Source organism: Microbacterium sp. SLBN-111 (genome assembly GCF_049739645.1).
Taxonomy (GTDB): Bacteria; Actinomycetota; Actinomycetes; order Actinomycetales; family Microbacteriaceae; genus Microbacterium.
This window is the reverse complement of sequence record NZ_JBMGQH010000001.1, coordinates 2007144-2026829: the sequence shown is the minus strand read 5'-3', so window position 1 is coordinate 2026829 and position 19686 is coordinate 2007144. Positions and strand designations below refer to the sequence as shown.

The following is a 19686-nucleotide window of genomic DNA, read 5'->3' as shown; positions in this document are numbered from 1 at the left end:
GTTCCTTTTCGAGTGTTCAGAGGGATGCCACGGCGGCGGCCTCGACGGCGAGGCCCGCGCGGTAACGGTCGAGGTAGGCCGAGAAACCGGCGACGTCCGCCGGGTCGGGGTCGGCGGTGGTGATGGGTGCATCGGCGAAGACGGCCTCGCCGAGGTAGGTGTCGAGGTCGCGGCCGGCGCCGTCGGCGACGTACGCCGCGAGCACGGCCATGCCCCACGCGCCACCCTCGGACGCCGTCTCGGCGACGGCGACCGGCGCGTCGAGCGCCGCCGCGAGGAAGCGCTGCGCGACCCCCGCGGTGCGGAACATGCCGCCGTGGGCGTACATCTTGTCGAGGCCGACGCCCTCGCGGTGGAGGACGTCCATGCCGAGCGCGAGCGTCCCGAAGACGCCGTACAGCTGCGCGCGCATGAAGTTCGGCAGCGTCAGGCGGCTGTCGGGGGTGCGCACGACGAGCGGACGCCCCTCGTCGAGGCCCGCGATCGGCTCCCCGGCGAGGTGGTTGTACGCCAGCAGTCCGCCCGCGTCGGCCTCGCCCTCCAGCGCCGCGGCGAAGAGCGCCGCGTACGTGGCATCCGGGCTCTGCGTCACGCCGGCCGCGGCCGAGAACGCGGTGAACATGTTCGCCCACGCCGCCAGCTCGCTCGCGCCGTTGTTGCAGTGCACCATCGCCACGGCATCACCGGAGGGGGTCGTCACGAGGTCGAGCTCGTGGTGCACCTCGCCGAGCGGACGCTCGAGCACGACCATCGCGAAGATGCTGGTGCCGGCGCTGACGTTGCCCGTGCGCGGCGCGACCGCGCCCGTGGCGACCATTCCCGTTCCGGCGTCACCCTCGGGCGGGGCGAAGGGGATGCCGGGACGCAGGGCGCCCGTCGGGTCGAGCAGGGCCGCACCCTCCGGCGTGAGCGCACCCGCGGCCGCCCCGGCCACGAGCACCTCGGGCAGCAGGTCGGCGAGCGCGGGGACGCGTCCGGCGGCGAGGCCGTCGTAGCGCGCGACCAGCTCGGCGTCGTAGTCGCGGGTCGTGGAATCGATCGGGAACATGCCCGACGCGTCACCGACGCCGAGCACCTTCTCGCCCGTCAGCTTCCAGTGCACGTACCCCGCCAGCGTGGTGAGGAAGCGGATCTCGGGCACGTGGGGCTCGGCATCCACGACCGCCTGGTGCAGGTGCGCAATCGACCAGCGGAGCGGGATGTTCACGCCGAGCAGCTCGGTGAGCTCGGCCGCCGCGACACCGGTGTTGGTGTTGCGCCAGGTGCGGAAGGGGGCGAGCAGCTCCCCGTCGGCGTCGAACGCGAGGTAGCCGTGCATCATCGCCGACACCCCCATCGCGGCGTACCGCTCGGGGGTGACGCCGTACTTCTGCTGCACGTCGGCGACGAGGTCGGCGTACGCGGCGCGGAGGCCCGACCACACGGCATCCAGGGAGTAGGTCCAGAGCTTGTCGGCGTAGACGTTCTCCCACTCGTGGGAGCCGACGGCGAGCACCTCGGCGTCGGGGCCGATGAGGCACGCCTTGATGCGGGTGGAACCGAGTTCGATGCCGAGACTCGCCCGACCTTCGGTGATGTGCGCGTTCATCGGCGGTCGTCCGTGCTCTGTCCGTAGACGTTCTGGTAGCGGTTGTAGAGGGCGTCGATCTTGTCCTGCGGGATCGGGATGAGCGGGCCGGCCTCGCGCGCGATGTGCACGGTGCGGGCGACGTCCTCGAGCATGACGGCGGCCTTCACGGCATCCTTCGCGCTCGCGCCGATCGTGAAAGGACCGTGGTTCTGCATGATCACGCCGCGCGAGCGGTGTCCGCGCAGGGTCTCGACGATGCCGCGACCGATCGAGTCGTCGCCGATGATCGCGAACGGGCCGACCGGGATGGGCCCGCCGAACTCGTCCGCCATCGCCGTGATGACGCAGGGGATCTCCTCGCCGCGGGCCGCCCACGCGACGCCGTAGGTCGAGTGCGTGTGCACGACGCCGCCGACTTCGGGCATGTTGCGGTAGACGTAGGCGTGGGCCGCGGTGTCGCTGGAGGGGCTGCGCTCGGACCCGGGGGTGCCGGGGATCGCGTTGCCGTCCAGGTCGCAGAGGATCATGTTCTCGGGGGCGAGGTCGTCGTACGAGACGCCCGAGGGCTTGATGACGAACAGGTCGGCCCCGGGGACGCGGCCCGAGACGTTGCCGCCGGTCCAGACGATCAGGTTGTAGCGCACGAGCTCGGCGTGCAGTTTCGCGACGTCGGCGCGGACGGCGTCGATCGCCTCCTGCACCTCGGGCGTGAACGTGACGGCATCGGACACGCGGGGTCTCCTTCGACTCTGTCGGTGGCGGGTTCGCGTGCCATGTTACCGGTAACATCCCGCGTTGGCGAGACGTGAATGCCACTGCGCGAGTGTCCCCGGGATTTGGGGCGCGATTCTCCGTTCGGGGCGTGGAAACGACGCCCCAACTGGCGGAATCCGCCCCAAACCCCGTGATCGGGATGCCACGACTCGGCGCGAGCCCGGGCGTCAGCGCGGGGCGGCGGTCGAGGCGCGCGGGACCAGCACCGGATGCGCCGGAGGGGCGGCGACCTCGCCGAGCACCCGCGCCACGGCCTCCGCGGCCTCGCCCTCGACGTCCAGGCGCACCGTCGTCAGCGGCGGGCTGTAGAACCCGGCATCCGGGTTGTCGTCGAAGCCGGTGACCGAGACGTCCGCCGGAACGCGCAGGCCCCGCGCCGCAAGGCCGGCCATGAGCCCCAGCGCCATCTGGTCGTTGGCGACGGCCACCGCGGTGGCACCAGCGCGCACGTGCGCGGCGACCGCGTCGGCGACGGCCGCACCGGAGCCGGCGCTCCAGTCCCCCTCGACGCGCCCCTCCCGCGCGAGCCCGCGACGGGCCACGGCATCCGCGACACCCGCGGTGCGCGCCAGGGCTTCACGCCAGTCCGCGGGGCCGGCGACCTCGACGATGCGGCGATGTCCGAGGTCGGCGAGATGATCCACGACGAGGGCCGCCGCGTCCCGCTGGCGGCTCCCCGACTCGCCGTACAGCGGTACGAGCGGCACGTCGTATCCCTCGAGAGGAGTGGCTCCGTGAGCGGCGACGAGCACGATCCCGTCGACCCCCTGGTCGAGCAGGTGGCGCACGGCCGCGTCGATGTCGGCCGGGTCGTCCGAGTCGGTGTACGCGGTCGAGATCCACCGACCCCGCGCCCGCGCCGCCCGCTCAAGTGCCGCGATCCCCGCGGACGGACCGTGCAGGACGGCATCGGATGCCACGACCCCGACGGTCCGGGTGAGACTCGTGCCGAGGGCGCGCGCAGCGTTGTTGACGCGGTAGTCCAGGGCGGCGACCGCCGCGAGCACGCGCTCGCGGGTGGCATCCCGGATACCGGGATAGTCGTTCAGCACGCGCGACACGGTCTGCGTCGAGACGCCGGCGGCATCGGCGACGTCGCGCATGCCGATGCGCTTCACCCCGCCGTCGCCGCTCATGGTCCCTCACAGTAGCGGCGCGCAACCCCCTCGGCGTGCGCGCGCCCGCGCGGTGCGATGGCGGAATGACCTCGGCTCCCGGCATCCCGCGCCCGTCCCGCACGCCCGTGTCGGGCGCGATCGGAGCCGCCCTCGGGCGCGCGTTCGCCGTCGCCCAGCGCGTGCGGCACCCGCGTCCGATCCACAGACGCGGCGTGGTCCTGCGCGGCGAACTCCGGCGGATTCCGGATGCCACGCCCGCGGGCATCGCCTGGATCGACGACGCGTCGGCCGACGCGAGCCCGGTCGTGGTCCGCGTGTCGCGGTCGGTCGGCCTGCCGTCACCGCTCCCCGACATCCTGGGGCTGGCGCTGCGGGTCGTCGACGCCGACATCGAGTTGGCGTCGACCGGGTGGGGAGTTCCGGGACGCTTCGCGCTCGTCCCCCGACGCCGGGCGGAGCGCGCGAGCTTCGGCATCCTGCTCCCCTATCGCGGGGACCGCGGACCGGTGCTGCTGGGCGCACGAACGGTGTCGGGGCGTCCGCCCGCCACCGACCCGCGCGCGCTCACCGGTCCTGACGTCGGCGCCGTCTGGACGCTCGAGCTGTCGCATGCGACGGCGTGGGGGCCGTGGCATCCATTCGCTGTGATCGAGCTGCGCCTCGACCCCGATCCGGACGACCGCGGTCTGCGCTTCGACGCCGTGCGCCGTCCGCTTCCCGGCGCGCGCACCTACGCGTGGGTGCGGGCGGCACGCCAGCCGTCCTACCTCCGCGTGCAGCACGACGCGCCCCCGCCGCGGGCTGCGGCGAACGCCCCCGCGGACGCCGAGACTGCACCGGGCTGACGAAACCGGCGCAGCCCGCGGGACGTTCGCCACGCGGATGCAGTCTCGCGGCCCGCGCCCGCACCCGCACCGACCGCCCCGACCCACCCGGCCTTACTCGAAGTTGCGGTGCCGAGCCACGAGGTCCTCGAACTTCGCGCCGGTGCGGCGCACGAGCATGAGGTACAGCACGTCCCAGAAGATCCAGAGCGACTGCTCGAAGAGGCTCCCCATCGCCTGGATCGTCGGCACGAGACCGCTCGGGTCGTCGGCACCGTAGGTGTGCGCGGGGACGGTCAGCACGATGTCGGCGAGCTGCGCAGTGGGGCCGTCCGGGACGGCCGTGGCCACGAGCAGCGTCGCGCCGGTCTTCTTGACCTGCTCGGCGATGTAGTGCAGGTGCGGGATGTTCGCCGGCCCCGACGGCATGATGAACAGGTCGTCGGCGGTGACGGCGGGCGTGGTGTCGTCCCAGCCCCAGTGCACGGTCTTGCCGAAGTGGGTCAGGCGCATCGCGAACGCCTTCGACCCGAGGCCCTCGCGGCCGATGCCGAGCACGAAGATGCGCGGGTGCTTCTCGAGGGCGTCGAGGGCGGCCTCGATGTTCTCCTCGGGGACGCGGCGGAACACCTCGCCGAGTTCCGCGACAACGGTCGAGCTGATCTCCTGGAATTCCGACATGAGCGGTCCTTTCTTTCGTCTGCCGGGTCAGCGGGTGCTGGTGCGGCCGCCCCAGCGGCCGACGAGCAGCGCGAGGAGGATGACCGCGCCGTACACCGCGTTGATCCAGAAGGTGGGGACGCCCGCGAGCGTCAGCACGTTGGTCAGGGTACCCAGCAGCAGCACGCCCATGAGCGCGCCGACGATGCGTCCCTGCCCGCCGTTGAGCTGCACGCCGCCGATGACCGCGGCGGCGAGCGCACTGAAGATGAGGTTGTCGCCCATGCCGCTGGTGACCGAGGCGAGGCGTCCAGCGAGCATCATGCCGGCGAAGGCGGCGAGCGCGCTGGCCACGACGAAGGCGGTGATGAGCACGGCATCCACTCGGATGCCGGCGGCCCGCGCCGCGTCCGCGTTGCCGCCGATCGCGTAGAGCGCACGGCCCCACGCGGTGTAGCGGAGGACGAGCCCGGCGACGAGGAACAGGATGCCGGTGATCCAGATCGCGGCGGGGATACCGGCCCAGCGGGCCGAGCCGACGTAGCGGAACGCCTCGGGGAGACCGGCGAGGGTCTTGCCCTGGCTCACGCCGAGCGTGATGCCGCGGAGCAGGATCAGCATCGCCAGCGTGACGATGAACGGATCGAGCTTGACCTTCACGACGAGGAAGCCGTTGATCAACCCGATGACGACGCCGATCGCGAGGGTGACCAGGATCGCGACGCCGGGGCCGACCTCGGATCCGAGGCCGCCCATCGCGGCGGGCACCATGAGCCACGCGGCGACCATCGGGGCGAGGCCCACGGTGGATTCGAGCGAGATATCGAGCTTGCCGGTGATGAGGATGAAGGTCAGGCCGATCACGACGATGCCGAGCTCGGCGGACTGCCGCAGGATCAGCGTCAGGTTCGCGGCCGACAGGAACGCGGGACTGACCACCGCGCCGACGATCGCGACGATGATGAGGCCCGGCAGGACGCTCAGCTCGCGCACGTTCTTCACGACCGTGCGCATCACGGGGTTGGTCGCGGGGGCGGGGGTTCGGACGACGGTGGTACGCACGATGTTCACTCCAGGCCTTCGATGGCTCGAACGATGTCTTCTTCGGTGGGGTCGGCGAGTTCGGCCGAGATGCGGCCCTCGCGCATGATGAGGACGCGAGAGCTGACCAGCAGTTCCTCGACGTCGTCGGAGATGAGGACGACGGCGACGCCGTCGGCGAGAGCGCGCAGCATGAGGCCGTAGATCGCGTCCTTCGCGGCGATGTCGACGCCCGCGGTGGGCGAGATCAGCACGAGCACGCGGGGCTTGCGGGCCAGGGCGCGGGCGAGCACGACCTTCTGCTGGTTGCCGCCGCTGAGTCCGGACACCGCGAGCGAGGGGTCCGGCGGGACGAGCGCGACGTCGGCGATGAGGTCGCGCGACAGGGCCGTCTGCTTCCGCGGCGAGAACACGCCCGCCGGGGCGAGCTGGTCCATGATGCCCATGGTCATGTTCTCGGCGACGCTGAGCTGCGGGACGTAGCCGTCGCGGTGGCGGTCCGCGGGGACGAAGCCGATGCCGGCGCGCTGGCTGGCCTTGACGTCGCCGGTGCGGATGGGATCGCCCGCGACGACGACCTCGCCGGACGCGAGCCGCCGCAGGCCGGCGATCGCCTCGCCGACGGAGTACTTGCCCGAACCGCCCACGCCGCCGATCGCGACGAGCTCGCCGGGCGCGACCGAGAGGCTGATGTCCGTGAACGCCCCCTCCTTCTCGCTCGCCGAGCGCAGCTGCACCGCGGGCGCGGCATCCTCGTCGGGGGCGATGCTCTCGGCGCGGTGGCGGCGCTGCTCCTGCCCGGCGAGGAGCGCCTCGACGAGATCGTCGGAGCGGATCTCGTCGCCCAGACGCGACCACAGCAGCTTGCCGTCGCGGAGCACCGTCGCGGAGTCGCAGATCGCGGTGACCTCGCGTAGGAAGTGCGAGACGAAGACGAACGTCACGCCCTGCTGCTGCAGCTCCTGCACCTTGTCGAACAGGCGTCGGATGGCCGCGCCCTCGAGCTGCACGGTCGGCTCGTCGAGCAGCACGATGCGGGTGCCCGCCTCGAGTGCCTTGGCGATCGTGAGCATCTGGCGCTCCTCGATCGGGGCGTCCGAGAGCAGCATCCGGGGGTCGAGGCGGATGTTCCACTCGTCGAGGATCCGCTCGGCCTCGGACTGCATCTTCTTCCACGACACCCGTGCCCCCGCGGTGGGCAGGCGTCCCGCGAAGAGGTTCTCGGCGATGGTGAGGTTGGCGAATACCGAGGGGCGCTGGTAGACGCAGGCGACGCGCTGCTGCCAGGCCTTGGGATCGGATGCCGGGGGCGCGGCCTCACCGAAGAAGCTCACTGTTCCGGTGTCCGGCGTCTCCAGGCCCGTGATCATGCGCAGGAGCGTGGACTTGCCGGCGCCGTTGCGCCCGATCAGCCCGTGCACCTGCCCGGGGAGGATCGAGACGGAGACGTCCTGAAGCGCCTTCGTCGCACCGTAGGTCTTGCTGACGCCGTCGATCTGGATGGCGGGCACGGTGGTCGATGGGGTGGTCATGACGTCTCCGTCTCGGGGGTGTCGTGGTAGGGCCGGATTACTTGGTGGCGCCGAACGCGTCGAGGGCGAACTGCTTGTTGCCCCACAGGTTCGGGTCTTCCACGTTGTCCTTGGTCACGACCGGGGTGGGCAGCAGGTCGACGAGGTTGCCGTTGCGCTCCTCGATGACACTGCCGTGGTCGGTGTTGCCGGGCTTGAACGTCTCGCCCTTGATCGCGCGCGTGAGGTAGTCCACGCCGTAGTCGATGTAGTCGGTCATCGGCTGCGCGACAGCGGCATCCAGCCATCCGTCCCGGATCGCGGTCATCGCCATGGGGCTGGCGTCGACCGAGACCTGGACGATGTGACCCGGCTGTCCGGCGGCGACGAGCTTGCCGGCGGACTTGAGGGTGTCGAGGATCGTCGGGAAGAACGTCGCGTCGCTCTGGTTGTAGATGCCCGCGACGTTGCCGTACTGGTTGAGCGCGGTCTCGATGCCGGCGGCCGCCTTCGCCGGGTCCCACTCGGTGGCGACGTTGACGAGCTTGACGTTCGGGTACTTCTGCTTCATGCAGTCGTTGAAGCCGTTGGTGCGGTCGCGGCCGTTCGAGGTGACCGGGTCGCCGTCGAGGGTGATGACGACGGCATCCGCGGCGACGCGCTTGCCCATCTCCTCGCACGCGAGCTCGCCCATCTTGACGTTGTCTGCGCGGACGATCATGGCGATCTTGCCGGAGGCGGGCGCTTCGTCGATCGCGACGATCGGCACGCTGGAGTCGTTGGCGTACTCGATGGCCGGGACGATGGCGTCGGCGTCGCCGACGGAGATCACGAGGCCCTTGGCGCCCTTGTTGATGAGGGTCTGGATGTCGGTGATCTGCTGCGCCGCGTCGCGGTCGGCGTTGGTCGCCGGGATCGTGGCGTAGCCGAGCTCGGCGAAGCGTTCCATGGAGCCGACGTTCTCGGCGTTCTGGAAGGGGTCGGTGTGCGGCTGCGAGTAGCTCAGCGGGGTGTCGGCGGGGTTCGCGTCGCCGCCGGCGGCACCGGAGTCGGTGGATGCCGCGCCGGAGCAGCCGGCGAGGAGCAGGGCGCCCGCGCCGAGGAGCGCGAGTCCGGTGATGGGTGAAGTTCGCATGCGTACTTCCTCTCTGAAGTGCAGAAGCCTCTGGGGGCCGGTGGCGTTTCGGGATGCAGGATCGAGGTCCTGCACGTATCGTACGTGTTGTACGTACAGAATGTACAGTGTCAATCGAAACTCGTTCGGCGGGGGTTCCGGACGACGACGATGCGGGTCGGGTATCCGCACCGTCTGTACAGTCGGAATCAAACGTACGACGGGAACGCGCAACGACGCGCACGACGAGGAGGATCACGTGGCGCACACCATCGAACGGGTCTCCCCCGTGCCGTACTACGAGCAGCTCTTCGAGATCCTGCGCGAGCGCATCACCCACGGCGACATCGCCGAGGAGGAGCGCCTGCCGAGCGAACTCGAGCTGTGCCGCGAGTTCGGTCTGTCGCGGGCGACCGTGCGCCAGACCCTCACGAAGCTCGAGAACGAGGGGTACGCGCACCGCATCCCCCGCCGTGGCGTCTTCGCGAGCGTGCCGGGGCAGACCGCGGGATGGACCGTGCAGGAAGGTTTCCTCGAGTCCCAGCTGCGGCACGGGCGCACGGGGATCACGACCGAGGTGGTGCGCGCCGGGTACGTGACCCCCGACGCCCACGTCGCCGAGGCCCTGCGCACTCCCGACGGAGCCGACGTGTTCGCCCTCGAACGCGTGCGTTCCCTCGACGGCACGAAGGCCATGTTCAGCACGAACTGGTTCCCGCGCGAGGTGGGCCGCACGATCGAGTCCGAGGCGGGTGTCCTCGACGGCTCCGCGTCGCTCAACGGCCACCTCCGGGCCGCCGGGTTCGTCAGCAGCGGCGCGCAGCGCGTCATCCACGCCCTCCCCGCCCCGCCCGAGGTCGCGGCGCACCTCGAGGTCGGCGTCGACCACCCCGTGCTGCGCGTCCGGTCGCTGTCGTGGGCCGCCGACGGCACCCGGTTCGACTACTACGAGACGTGGGTGCTCACCGACGTCATCCCGCTCGAGGTGAGCGTCGCCGCGAGCTGATCGCGCTCAGCCGAGCATCCCCGTCGCGAACCCGCCGAGGGCGTCGATCGGGTCGGGATGCCACCCGCACGCGGTCGCCGCGAGGAGGGCGGCCCCGACCGCGGTGACCTCGGGCTCGAGCACCGGGACCGCGGGAACGCCGTTGACGGCCGACTTGATCGCGATCCACCCGGGCGACCGCACCCAGCCTCCCGCGACCCGCACCTCACCCACTCCGCCCACGTCGCCGCGCACCGCGTCCACCGCGTCGCGCCCGGCGACGGCGAGCGCGCCCAGCACAGCCGACGCCCGCACGAGCGGATCCGCCGGGGCGTCCGGGGCGTACGTCGGCTCCCCGCCGCCGCGCTCGCCCGGCACGAAGAAGCCCGAGTCCCACAGCTCGAGGGGCTGCGCGCGGCCGATGAGCAGGTGCCGGATGGCCCGGGCGACGTCGGGGTCGCGGGAGGCCCACTGCACGTTCCGGGCGAGTTCCTCGACACGCAGCAGCGTGCTCCCTTCGGACCGGATGCCGGGAGCCAGGTCGACGTGATCCTCGCCGCGAACGCACGCGATGCGGGTCTGCGCGACCACGACCTCGGCGGTGCCCATCGAGTCCAGGACCGCACCGGGGACCATGAGCTGCACGCCCCACCCCCCGATCGGGTGGTCGTGGCCGCCGACGACGGCGACGGCATCCGGGGCCACGACTCCCGCCTCGTGGAGGCGCCGCGACCGGATGGCGCCGACGATCTCGCCCGTGCGCAGGACCGGGGGCAGCAGCCGCGCGTCGCCGAGCGCGAGGGACACCCTGTCGGCGTCCCACGCGCGGTCGCGGCTGCGCCACGCGGCGGTGCGCGGTGCCAGGGTGTCGCTGAGGAACGGACGCCCGGTCCACAGCACCGCCGGCAGGTCGGTGAGGGCGATCCACGCCGCCGCGCGATCCGCACCGGACTGCGCCCTCGCCCAGCTCCACCCCACGAGCGTGCGGACCGCGTCGGTGTCGACGTCGAGGGTCTCGTCGCCGACGAGGGCGGGGCGCAGTCGCCGGAACACCTCGTGCCGCCGCGGGTCGAACCACGCCAGCGCCGGGACGAGCGGCGTCAGGTCCGCGTCGACCAGGACGCCGTCCTCCCCGATTCCGGCGACGCACAGCGCGTGCAGCTCGCGTCCGCCGCCGCAGACCTCGACGACCATGTCCTCGATCGCCGCGACGAGGGCGCGGGCATCGATGGCGAGGTCGCCGCCCGCGCGACGGGTCGGTCTGCTGGCCCGGGCGACCACGGCGCCCTCTCCGGCGATCGCGACGACCTTCGTGTTCGTGCTGCCGACGTCGATGCCGACGGCCACGGGGATGCGCGATCGAGACGTCACCGTCGAACCCTCCCCAGCGAAGCGAGGACCGTGCGGCGGTCCCCTTTCGACCCTAGCGAACCCCGGTTCAGACCGGCGCGGGAGCCGTGACGCCGGACGGCGCGGGGACGACGTACCCCAGGGCGACCTGGGCGTCGTGGTGCTGACGGCGGATGCGGGGTGCCGGCTCCGCCGCGGGGATGCGCTCGAGCTCCACGGGCCACGCGGGAAAGTCGCCGGTGAGCGCGACCGCGGCCTGCATCGCGGCCCCCTTGGCCACGTACTCGTCGGCGGTGGGCACGTGGATCGGCAGGACGACCAGCTCGGCGAGCACCCGCTGCACGGCGGGGTTCTTCGCCGCGCCGCCGATGACGAGGAGCCGACGCGCGTGCACGCCGCAGGCGTCGAGCGCGTCCAGCATCGCCACCTGGCTCGCCACCGTCCCCTCGACGATCGCGCGGGCGAGGTTCGCGCGCGTGAAGTTCGTCAGTGTCGCACCCAGCACGGCTCCGCGGGCGTGCGGGAGGTCGGGCGTGCGCTCCCCCTCGAAGTACGGCAGCAGCGTGAGGCCGTCCGCGCCGGGTTCGGCCGACAGCGCGAGCTCGGCGAGCTCGTCGTGCGAGCAGCCCAGGATCTCGGCGCCGACCTGCAGGTTCCGCGCGGCGTTGAGCGTCGCCACGAGCGGAAGGTGGCCGCCCGTGGCATCCGCGTAGTTGCAGACGTACCCCGCGTAGTCGTGGACGGCATGCGCGGTGCGCGCGTAGACCACACCCGAGGTGCCGAGGCTGAGGACGGCATCCCCCTCCTCGAGTCCGAGGGCGAGGGCCGCGGCGGCGTTGTCCCCGCTGCCGACGCCGATCGGGATCCCCTCGGGGATGCCGGGGAGCCCCCGTCCCGTCCGGCCCGCCGTCGCGCGGGGTCCGAGCACCGTCGGAAGCACGACGTCGTGCCCGAGGGCGTGGACGACGAGATCGCGCTCGTACTCGCCCGTCTCGGGCGACCAGTAGCCGGTGCCGGAGGCCTCGGAGCGGTCGGTGACCAGCGCCTCGATGTCGCCCGCGCCCGGACCGTGGCCGGCCAGCCGCCACGTCAGCCAGTCGTGCACGACCGCGATCGCCGCCGTGCGGGCGGCGGCATCCGGCTGCTCGTCCCGGAGCCACCGGGCCTTCACGACCGTGTCGGACAGCGTCAGCGGCAGTCCCGTGCGACGGATCCACGTGTCGCGCCCGAGCTCGGCGTTCAGCGCGACCATGTGCGGGTGCGAACCGAGGTCGTTCCACAGCGGCGACAGCGCGGTGGGCACGCCCCGCGCGTCGAGGAAGATCGGGGTGTGCTGCTGACCGCTCACGGAGACGGCGAGCACGTCGTCGAGCCCCCCGGCCGCGCGGACGGCCGCCAACAAGGCGTCCCACCAGACCTCGGGGTCGACGATCGTCTGCGGGGGGTGCGGCGCAGACCCCTCTCGCACCGGGCGTCCGGTGTCGAGGTCACGGACGGTGACCTTGCAGCTCTGGGTGGACGAGTCGATTCCGGCGACGAGCCTCATTGCCACGCCTTTCGTTCGAAGAAACAGGGGCGCCCGGCCGCGCGGCTCATGCGGGCATCTCCGCGAGGTGCGCCCAGCGGGCGGCCGTTCGTGCGCGCCACGCCGCCAGCTCCGCCGTGCGGGCGGTGTCGGGCGGGACGTCGCGCGGCTCCGACGCACTCCAGGGCGAGCGGATGCCATGAGCCAGGGCCTGCGCGCCGCGCGAGACGACCTCGGGAAAACCCGACACGCTCAACGGAACGCCCAGGTAATCGGCCTTGAGCTGCAGCCACAGCGGATTCGCACTCGCGGGGCCGATGACCTTGACCCGGTCGAGCTCGAGATCGAACAGCTCCCACACCTCCGCGAACTGGCGGACCATCCCGAGGAAGCACGCGAGCACGAGCTCGACGGCGGTCGTGTCGGTCTGCAGCCCCGCGATCGCGCCGCGCGCGGTGGCATCCTTGCGGGGCGGCGGGCTGCCGCGGAACTGCGGCAGCACGAGGGGAAGCCGGTCGAGGTCGACGGACCCGAGGACCCAGTCGCGATGGGCGCGCGCCACGAGATCGGCGAGCTCGTAAGGCTCCCGGTCCAAAAGGGTGCGGAGCGTCGCGAAGGCCGACCCGCCCGTCGGGATCGAGGCGAAGAGGGTGAAGCCGTCGCCGTCGCACGCGAGTCCGCCCGCGACCTTCGTCGCCGCGGTCCCGGCATCCAGGCGCGGGGTACGCAGCAGGGCGAGGACGCCTTCCGTGGTGCCGGTGGAATCGAGCACCTCGCCGGGGCGCAGATCGGCACCCGCTCCCCCCACCATGTGGTCGTGGCCGGCGACGTGCACGGTCACCTCGTCGAGACCCCAGGCCCGCGCCGTCGCCGGATCCATCGCGACGCCCTCCGACGCCGCCCGCAACGGCGGGAACACGCCCGGGTCGACGCCGAACAGCCCGCACACCTCGCGCGACCAGCGACGCCCGACGAGGTCGAGCGCCATCGTGCGGCTCGCCAGAGACGGCTCCGCCCAGCGCCGCCCCGTGAGGAGCGCCGCGACGTACTCCGAGACGTTCAGCCACTGCGCGGCCGCCGTCGACCGCTCGGCGTGCGCGAGCGCCCACGCCACCTTCGACAGGGCGTAGTTGGCGTTGACCGGCAGCCCGGTCACCGCGTAGATCCGGGCGCGATCGGCCTCGGTCAGACCTGTGAGCAGATCCGCACCGCGGTGGTCGTGCCACAGGATCATCGGCGACACGAGCGACAGGTCGGGGTCGACGAGACCGCCGGACTCCCCCACGCCGGCGATCGCGATGCACTGCACCGAGCGCCGCGCGGCCGGATCGAGCGCGTCGACGAAGGAGCGAACGGCATCCATCACCGCGTCCGTGTCGTAGACCTCCCCCCACGCGTCTCGCCGGGTGGGCGTGGCGCAGCGGTCGGCGGCCTGGAGGCCGCCCTCGGCGTCGAACAGGCAGAGCTTGATACTCGTCGTGCCGATGTCGACCGTGATCGTGGGGGTCATGAGCGTCAGACCGAGGGGTTGAGCATGCGGATGCGGCGCTCGACGACGTCGGTGATCGCGGCGACGGCGTCGAGCGAGACCCGGATGAGCGAGTTCTCGTGGGGGTTCGCCGCGTAGGCCTCGCCGAACGAGCGGATCATCGCGTTGCGCAGGTCGCTGGCGACGTTGACCTTGACGACGCCGAACTCGGCGAGCCGCCCGAGCTGCTCGGCGGGGAGCCCGGAACCGCCGTGGATGACGAGCGGAACGGGGCTCTGCTCGCGCACGCGGGCGAGGAGGTCGAAGTCGATGCGGGCGTTCGGGGCGTAGCCGTGCACGTTGCCGACCGAGACGGCGAGCATGTCGCACCGCACCGCCGCGACGAACTCCGCCACCTGGGCCGGGTTCGTGGTGCTGGCGAACTCGGGAGCGACGTCGTCCTCCTTGCCGCCGATGCTGCCGAGCTCGGCCTCCAGGGCGACCTCCGCGCCGCACATCTCGCGCGCCCGTGCCGACACGGCGACGTTCTCGGCGAACGGTTCCTCGGAGGCGTCGATCATGATCGACGTGAAGTCGGCCGCGAGCGCCGCCTCGACGGCATCCAGGGACTTGCCGTGGTCGAGGTGCAGCGCCACCGGCACGGGGCAGTCGGCCAGGCGACGCGCCACGGTGTCGTAGATGTACTCGTACCCGGACAGCTTCACGTTCGTGGGCGCGACCTGGATGAAGGTCGGCACGCCCACCCGCTCGACGGCGTCGACGATGCCCATCGTCGTCTCGATGTTCGTGGTGTTGAACGCTCCCGCGACCAGCCCGCGGGCGGTGCACTCTCGGATGACGTCGTGACCGCTGACCAGTGCCATCGGCTTCCTTCCGTTGACGGCGACGGAGGGCGCTCAGCCCGAACGGCTCCCCGCGCCCCTCCGTGAGCGAGCCGTGCCCGCTTCGGTGTCAGCGTAATACGTAACGTCCATATCGTCCAGTCTGTACGTACAGTTTTGTTGCTGCGCGTTCCGCCCGCGCACGGTTCCGCCCGCGCACACGAGAAACGCCGAGACGGCATCCGGCCGACGAAAGGGCCGCGGCGTGCGGCGGTTTCGTCAGGCGGATGCCGTCTCGGCGTCAGGGGACCCGAGCCGGGCGGGGCGCTACTCGCGGGCGCGGAGCGCGGCGACCTCGTCGTAGAGCGCGCGGATTCCGGGGCGGAAGTCCGGGTCGACGGCGCGGGCCGTCGCGACGGTCCACTCCACCGGACCACCGGCGAGCACGCCCGCGGCCTGACGCGCGGCGCCGAGCGCGACGTACTCGCCCGCGGCCGGCACGACGATCTCGGCGTCGAACACCTGCGCGGCGATCCGCGCGACGGCCTCGTTCGCCGCGGCCCCGCCGATGAGCAGCACGCGCCGCACCTCGACGCCCTGCGCCTGGATCGCCTCGAGCCCCACGGCCAGGCCGCTGAGCATCCCCTCGATCGCCGCGCGGGCGAAGTTCGCGCGGGTCGTGGATGCCAGGGTCAGACCTGTCAGCGAGGCCTTCGCGTGCGGCAGGTTCGGGGTGCGCTCGCCCTCGAACCACGGCACGAGCACGACGCCGTCGGCACCCGGCTCGGCCTGGAGGGCGAGTGCGCCGAGCTCGTCGTGCGAGACGCCGAGGAGCCCGGCGAACGCGTCGAGCACGCGGGCGGCGTTGAGCGTCGCGACGAGCGGCAGGAATCGGCCCGTGGCATCCGCGAATCCGGCGACGGCACCAGAGGTGTCCCGGACGACGTGGTCGGTCACCGCGAACACCGTGCCGGACGTGCCGAGCGACACGACGACGTCGCCGACGCCCGCGCCGAGACCCAGCGCCGCGCCGGCATTGTCGCCCGCGCCGGGCCCGACGAGCGCGCCGCCCGCGAGCGACCCGGCGCTCTCCCACGGCTCGAGCACGCGCGGCAGCACCGCGTCGTGTCCGAGCGCGCGCTCGAGCAGCTCGCGGTCGTAGCCGTCGGCACCCCAGTAGGCCGTTCCCGAGGCATCCGAGCGGTCGGTCGTCAGCTCGGTGAAGTCGGCGTTGCCCGGACCGAAGCCGCGGAGCCGCCACGTCAGCCAATCGTGCGGCAGCGCCACCGCGGCGACGCGCGCCGCGTTCTCGGGTTCGGCATCCCGCAGCCACCGGAGCTTCGTGGCCGTGAAGGAGGCCACGGGCACGACGCCCGTGCGTTCGGCGTACGCCTCGGCGCCCACCTCGGCGATGAGGTCGGCCGCGGCCTGCGCCGAGCGGGTGTCGTTCCACAGCAGCGCGTCGCGGATGACACGCCCCTCCGCGTCGAGCGCGACCATGCCGTGCTGCTGTCCCGCGATCGAGACCGCCGCGACGTCGTCGAGGCCGCCGGCCTGCGCGATGGCATCCTGGAGCGCGATCCACCACGCCTCCGGATCGACCGACGTTCCGGCCGGGTGCGACGCGCGCCCCTCGCGGACCACCCGCCCGGTCTCGGCGTCGACCACGACGACCTTGCACGACTGCGTCGACGAATCGACTCCCACGACGAGCGCCATGCTCACTCCCTCTGTTCGCGCCGCCCGGCTCTGGCCGGCGCCTCGTTCCGCCGCCGCCCCCGCCGGGTCGGCGCCCCACCACCGTTCAGTGTCCAAGACACGCGGATCACGCGCGACCGCATCCGCGTGTCTTGGACACTCAACGCTGAGGAGAGGGGCCCGGATGCCATGGCATCCAGGCCCCTCCCGGGATCAGCGTGCGCCGAGCAGGTGCTCGGTCGCGAGCTGCTGCAGACGGACGAAGCCGAAGCCCTTGCCGCCGAGGTACGCGTCGGTGTCGAAGTCCTCGTAGGCCGAGCGGTCGGCGAGCAGGTCGTCGTACGACTCGCCCTCGTTGAGCGTCGGCTGCGCGAGCTCGAGGACCTTCGCGGCCTCCAGAGCCTCCTGCACCTCGGGGGCGGCGCGGAACGCCGCGGCGCGCTCCTTGAGCAGCAGGTAGGTGTTCATGTTGGCCGAGACCGAGTCCCACACGCCCGACTCGTCCTCGGTGCGCGAGGGCTTGTAGTCGAAGTGGCGCGGGCCGTCGTAGGCCGGGATGCCGCCGGGGCCGCCGTTCTCGAGCAGGTCGACGAGCGCGAACGCGTTGTGCAGGTCGCCGTGGCCGAACACGAGGTCCTGGTCGTACTTGATGCCGCGCTGACCGTTGAGGTCGATGTGGAAGAGCTTGCCGTGGTAGAGCGCCTGGGCGATGCCCGCGGCGAAGTTCAGGCCCGCCATCTGCTCGTGCCCGACCTCGGGGTTGAGGCCCACGAGCTCGGGGCGCTCGAGCGAGTCGATGAACGCGATCGCGTGGCCGAGGGTCGGCAGCAGGATGTCGCCGCGGGGCTCGTTCGGCTTCGGCTCGATGGCGAAGCGGATGTCGTAGCCCTTGTCGGTGACGTAGTCGCCGAGGAGGTTCACGGCCTCGCGGTAGCGCTCGAGCGCCTGGCGGATGTCCTTCGCGGAGTCGTACTCGGCGCCCTCGCGGCCGCCCCACATGACGAACGTCTTCGCACCGAGCTCGGCGGCGAGGTCGAGGTTGCGCAGGACCTTGCGCAGCGCGAAGCGGCGCACCTGACGGTCGTTGGAGGTGAAGCCGCCGTCCTTGAAGACCGGGGCCGAGAAGAGGTTGGTGGTGACCATCGGGGTGATGAGGCCCGTGGCATCCAGGGCACCCTTCAGACGGTCGATCTGCGTCTGACGCTCGGCGTCGGTGGAGCCGAAGGCGAACAGGTCGTCGTCGTGGAACGTCAGGCCGTAGGCACCGAGCTCGGCGAGCTTCTCGACGACGTGGACGACGTCGAGCGGCTTGCGGGTGGGTCCGCCGAACGGGTCGGTGCCGTTGTAGCCGACGGTCCAGAGACCGAACGAGAACTTGTCGTCACGGGTGGGGGTGGGCATTCCTGCTCCTTCGCATGGATGCGCACGGTGGATCGCCGCCGCACGAGGTTTTGTTGGTTCTCACAACATATACCCCGGATGCCGCGGCGTCCAGCCCCCGCGTCAGAGCCCGAGCGCTCCGTCCACCACCGCGAACACCGCGGGGTCCCAGGTCAGCGCCCGCTCCCAGGGCAGGCCGAATCCCTCGGCGAAGAAGATGCTGTGGACGTGGTCGGGGAACGAGTGCCGCTTGACCTCGGGCAGGACGGCGGCGGGCACCTCGTCCGCGCGTCCGCTCGTCATCGACACGAGGCCGTCGTGCGGCCACAGCTGCACCGGCTCGGCCGCCGCGGCGAAGTAGCCCGCGCCGATGGCGGTCACCGGGATGCCGTCCAGCACGCCCGCCTGCGCGTCGTTCCAGTTCCGCAGGAACCGCCGCGACACCTCGGCCGCGGCGCCCTGGGAGTTGGCATCCGCGTACGGACGCACCTCGGCGAAGATCTTCAGCGTCGCCGGATCTCCGTGGGCGTCGGCCTCGGAGATCTCGTCGTCGAGGAAGTCGCCGAGCACCGAGCCGTCCCACGGGGTGCCGAGCGTCACGAGGCGCTCGACGCGCGGAGCGTCAGAACCCAGCTCGCGGATCGCGGCGCGCGAGAACAGCCCGCCCATCGAGTGCCCGACGAGCGCGACGCTGCCGACGCCGTCCTCCGCGGCGAGGTGCCGCAGGAATCCGGCGAGCGCGACGCCGGCGTCGTCGACGCGGCCGACGGCGTTGATCGTGACCTCGGCGGGCAGCACGACCGGCACGTCGGAGAAGCCCTGCCATCCGGCATCCTCCCGCACCTCTCCCGCACCGATGCGGGCGGGAGCCGTGAAGACGCGGATGCCACGGGCGAGGAAGTGCGCGCGGAGGGCGGTCATCGTGTTGCCCGCCGCGAGACCCGTGGCGGCCGCGTGGTCGGGGTCGGTGTAGGGGGTGACGGCGGCTCCGCCGGAGACGAGGACGACGGCATCGGTCATGGCGCTCAGATTACCGACCGGCGGTTACACGTTGAGTGTCCAAGACACGCGGATGCCATGGAGTGCGGTCCGCGTGTCTTGGACACCGAAACGCGACGCAGCGTCCACCGCGCCGCGCGCCGCGCGTCAGTTCGGCAGCGCCTCTTCGATCGCGGCGACGACCTCGGGGGCGTCGGGCTGCGTGCGGGGGCTGAAGCGCACGACGCGGCCGTCGGGGAAGACGACGAACTTCTCGAAGTTCCAGGAGATGCGCCCCTTCTTGCCCTCGGCATCCGGGGTCTGCGTGAGCTCCTGGTAGAGCGGGTGCGCGCTGCGCCCGTTGACCTTGACCTTCTCGGACATCGGGAAGGTCACGCCCCACGTGGCGGAGCAGTACTCGGCGATCTTCTCCTCGTCGCTGAGCTCCTGCAGGAACTGGTTGCTCGGGAAGCCGATGACCGTGAAACCGCGGTCGGCGTACTTCTTGTGCAGCGCCTCGAGCGCTTCGTACTGCGGCGCGAGGCCGCAGCGGGAAGCGACGTTGACGACGAGCGCCGCCTTGCCCTCGGTGAGGGCACCGAAGGTGGTCTGCTCGCCACGGATGGTGGTGATCGGGATGCCAGACAGGTCCATGTTCTGATTCTGGCACCGAGTGCTATGCGCCGCGTGAACGGTCCATAAACGCCGCCGCTCGGCGGAAACGCCGCGTCCGGGCGTTTCTGCCGAGCGGGAGCGTTTATGGCGCGGGAAGCGGGACGCGGGGGCGCTCCCGGCACGGAACCCGCGGCCGTGGCACAGTGGTCGGATGGTCACCGCGAGCAGGGGCG

At 72.0% G+C, this 19686-nt stretch carries 17 protein-coding genes; 2 read left to right on the top strand and 15 right to left on the bottom strand.

Annotation, left to right across the window (positions count from 1 at the left end; genetic code table 11):
• Nucleotides 1-16 precede the first annotated feature (16 nt).
• From RKD05_RS09345 to RKD05_RS09335, 3 genes are all read right to left on the bottom strand, one after another.
• Complete coding sequence (locus RKD05_RS09345) at nt 17-1588, bottom strand: xylulokinase (RefSeq protein WP_424709599.1); 1572 nt, start codon at nt 1586-1588, stop codon at nt 17-19.
• Nucleotides 1585-2301, bottom strand: coding sequence for an L-ribulose-5-phosphate 4-epimerase (locus RKD05_RS09340; protein WP_424709597.1), 717 nt, complete (start codon nt 2299-2301; stop codon nt 1585-1587). The genes RKD05_RS09345 and RKD05_RS09340 overlap by 4 nt, the downstream gene beginning before the upstream one ends.
• Nucleotides 2302-2511: 210 nt before the next feature.
• A complete protein-coding gene (locus RKD05_RS09335; RefSeq protein ID WP_424709595.1) occupies nt 2512-3480 on the bottom strand; it encodes a LacI family DNA-binding transcriptional regulator in 969 nt (322 codons plus the stop codon).
• Between the two features lie 65 nt (nt 3481-3545).
• Between RKD05_RS09335 and RKD05_RS09330 the strand changes: the two genes are divergently transcribed.
• The gene (locus tag RKD05_RS09330) at nt 3546-4307 is read left to right on the top strand and encodes a hypothetical protein (protein ID WP_424709593.1); all 762 of its coding nucleotides are present in this window, start codon (nt 3546-3548) and stop codon (nt 4305-4307) included.
• Nucleotides 4308-4400: 93 nt separating this feature from the next.
• On the opposite strand, the gene RKD05_RS09325 is transcribed toward RKD05_RS09330, so the two are convergent.
• From RKD05_RS09325 to RKD05_RS09310, 4 genes are read right to left on the bottom strand one after another with little or no spacing between them, the layout of a single operon-like run.
• Entirely contained in the window at nt 4401-4967 is a 567-nt protein-coding gene (locus RKD05_RS09325; RefSeq protein WP_424709592.1) for an SIS domain-containing protein, read from the bottom strand.
• 27 nt (nt 4968-4994) lie between these two features.
• Nucleotides 4995-6017, bottom strand: coding sequence for an ABC transporter permease subunit (locus RKD05_RS09320; RefSeq protein ID WP_022879226.1), 1023 nt, complete (start codon nt 6015-6017; stop codon nt 4995-4997).
• Nucleotides 6014-7519, bottom strand: coding sequence for a sugar ABC transporter ATP-binding protein (locus tag RKD05_RS09315; RefSeq protein ID WP_424709590.1), 1506 nt, complete (start codon nt 7517-7519; stop codon nt 6014-6016). Before RKD05_RS09315 ends, RKD05_RS09320 begins: the two co-directional genes overlap by 4 nt.
• A 37-nt stretch (nt 7520-7556) precedes the next feature.
• Nucleotides 7557-8633, bottom strand: a complete 1077-nt coding sequence (locus RKD05_RS09310; RefSeq protein WP_424709589.1) for a sugar ABC transporter substrate-binding protein — start codon at nt 8631-8633, stop codon at nt 7557-7559.
• A 238-nt stretch (nt 8634-8871) separates the two neighbouring features.
• Here RKD05_RS09310 and RKD05_RS09305 point away from each other — a divergent pair, with 238 nt between their 5' ends.
• Nucleotides 8872-9618, top strand: coding sequence for a GntR family transcriptional regulator (locus RKD05_RS09305; protein WP_424709587.1), 747 nt, complete (start codon nt 8872-8874; stop codon nt 9616-9618).
• A gap of 6 nt (nt 9619-9624) precedes the next feature.
• On the opposite strand, the gene RKD05_RS09300 is transcribed toward RKD05_RS09305, so the two are convergent.
• The 8 genes from RKD05_RS09300 to RKD05_RS09265 form a co-directional block, all read right to left on the bottom strand.
• The gene (locus RKD05_RS09300; protein WP_424709586.1) at nt 9625-10968 is read right to left on the bottom strand and encodes an FGGY-family carbohydrate kinase; all 1344 of its coding nucleotides are present in this window, start codon (nt 10966-10968) and stop codon (nt 9625-9627) included.
• 67 nt (nt 10969-11035) lie between these two features.
• Entirely contained in the window at nt 11036-12493 is a 1458-nt protein-coding gene (locus tag RKD05_RS09295; RefSeq protein ID WP_424709584.1) for an FGGY-family carbohydrate kinase, read from the bottom strand.
• 46 nt (nt 12494-12539) lie between these two features.
• Nucleotides 12540-13982: an FGGY-family carbohydrate kinase gene (locus tag RKD05_RS09290; RefSeq protein ID WP_424709582.1), complete on the bottom strand. Its 1443-nt coding sequence runs from the start codon at nt 13980-13982 to the stop codon at nt 12540-12542.
• Nucleotides 13983-13987: 5 nt separating this feature from the next.
• Nucleotides 13988-14824 (bottom strand): class II fructose-bisphosphate aldolase, encoded by an 837-nt coding sequence (locus tag RKD05_RS09285; protein WP_424709580.1) that lies wholly within the window; start codon nt 14822-14824, stop codon nt 13988-13990.
• 285 nt (nt 14825-15109) lie between these two features.
• On the bottom strand, nt 15110-16501 hold the full coding sequence (gene xylB / locus RKD05_RS09280) for a xylulokinase (RefSeq protein WP_424709578.1): 1392 nt from the start codon (nt 16499-16501) through the stop codon (nt 15110-15112).
• Between the two features lie 192 nt (nt 16502-16693).
• Nucleotides 16694-17881, bottom strand: a complete 1188-nt coding sequence (xylA, locus tag RKD05_RS09275; protein WP_424709576.1) for a xylose isomerase — start codon at nt 17879-17881, stop codon at nt 16694-16696.
• A 102-nt stretch (nt 17882-17983) separates the two neighbouring features.
• Nucleotides 17984-18880, bottom strand: coding sequence for an esterase/lipase family protein (locus RKD05_RS09270; protein ID WP_424709574.1), 897 nt, complete (start codon nt 18878-18880; stop codon nt 17984-17986).
• Between the two features lie 126 nt (nt 18881-19006).
• Complete coding sequence (locus tag RKD05_RS09265) at nt 19007-19492, bottom strand: glutathione peroxidase (protein ID WP_022879017.1); 486 nt, start codon at nt 19490-19492, stop codon at nt 19007-19009.
• Nucleotides 19493-19686 lie beyond the last annotated feature (194 nt).

Coding starts and splice junctions, on each gene's coding strand:
- RKD05_RS09345 (WP_424709599.1), bottom strand. CDS start 1,588: ATGAACGCGCACATCACCGAAGGTCGGGCGAGTCTCGGCATCGAACTC.
- RKD05_RS09290 (WP_424709582.1), bottom strand. CDS start 13,982: ATGACCCCCACGATCACGGTCGACATCGGCACGACGAGTATCAAGCTC.
- RKD05_RS09295 (WP_424709584.1), bottom strand. CDS start 12,493: ATGAGGCTCGTCGCCGGAATCGACTCGTCCACCCAGAGCTGCAAGGTC.
- RKD05_RS09335 (WP_424709595.1), bottom strand. CDS start 3,480: ATGAGCGGCGACGGCGGGGTGAAGCGCATCGGCATGCGCGACGTCGCC.
- xylA (WP_424709576.1), bottom strand. CDS start 17,881: ATGCCCACCCCCACCCGTGACGACAAGTTCTCGTTCGGTCTCTGGACC.
- RKD05_RS09270 (WP_424709574.1), bottom strand. CDS start 18,880: ATGACCGATGCCGTCGTCCTCGTCTCCGGCGGAGCCGCCGTCACCCCC.
- RKD05_RS09265 (WP_022879017.1), bottom strand. CDS start 19,492: ATGGACCTGTCTGGCATCCCGATCACCACCATCCGTGGCGAGCAGACC.
- RKD05_RS09310 (WP_424709589.1), bottom strand. CDS start 8,633: ATGCGAACTTCACCCATCACCGGACTCGCGCTCCTCGGCGCGGGCGCC.
- xylB (WP_424709578.1), bottom strand. CDS start 16,501: ATGGCGCTCGTCGTGGGAGTCGATTCGTCGACGCAGTCGTGCAAGGTC.
- RKD05_RS09315 (WP_424709590.1), bottom strand. CDS start 7,519: ATGACCACCCCATCGACCACCGTGCCCGCCATCCAGATCGACGGCGTC.
- RKD05_RS09325 (WP_424709592.1), bottom strand. CDS start 4,967: ATGTCGGAATTCCAGGAGATCAGCTCGACCGTTGTCGCGGAACTCGGC.
- RKD05_RS09285 (WP_424709580.1), bottom strand. CDS start 14,824: ATGGCACTGGTCAGCGGTCACGACGTCATCCGAGAGTGCACCGCCCGC.
- RKD05_RS09330 (WP_424709593.1), top strand. CDS start 3,546: ATGACCTCGGCTCCCGGCATCCCGCGCCCGTCCCGCACGCCCGTGTCG.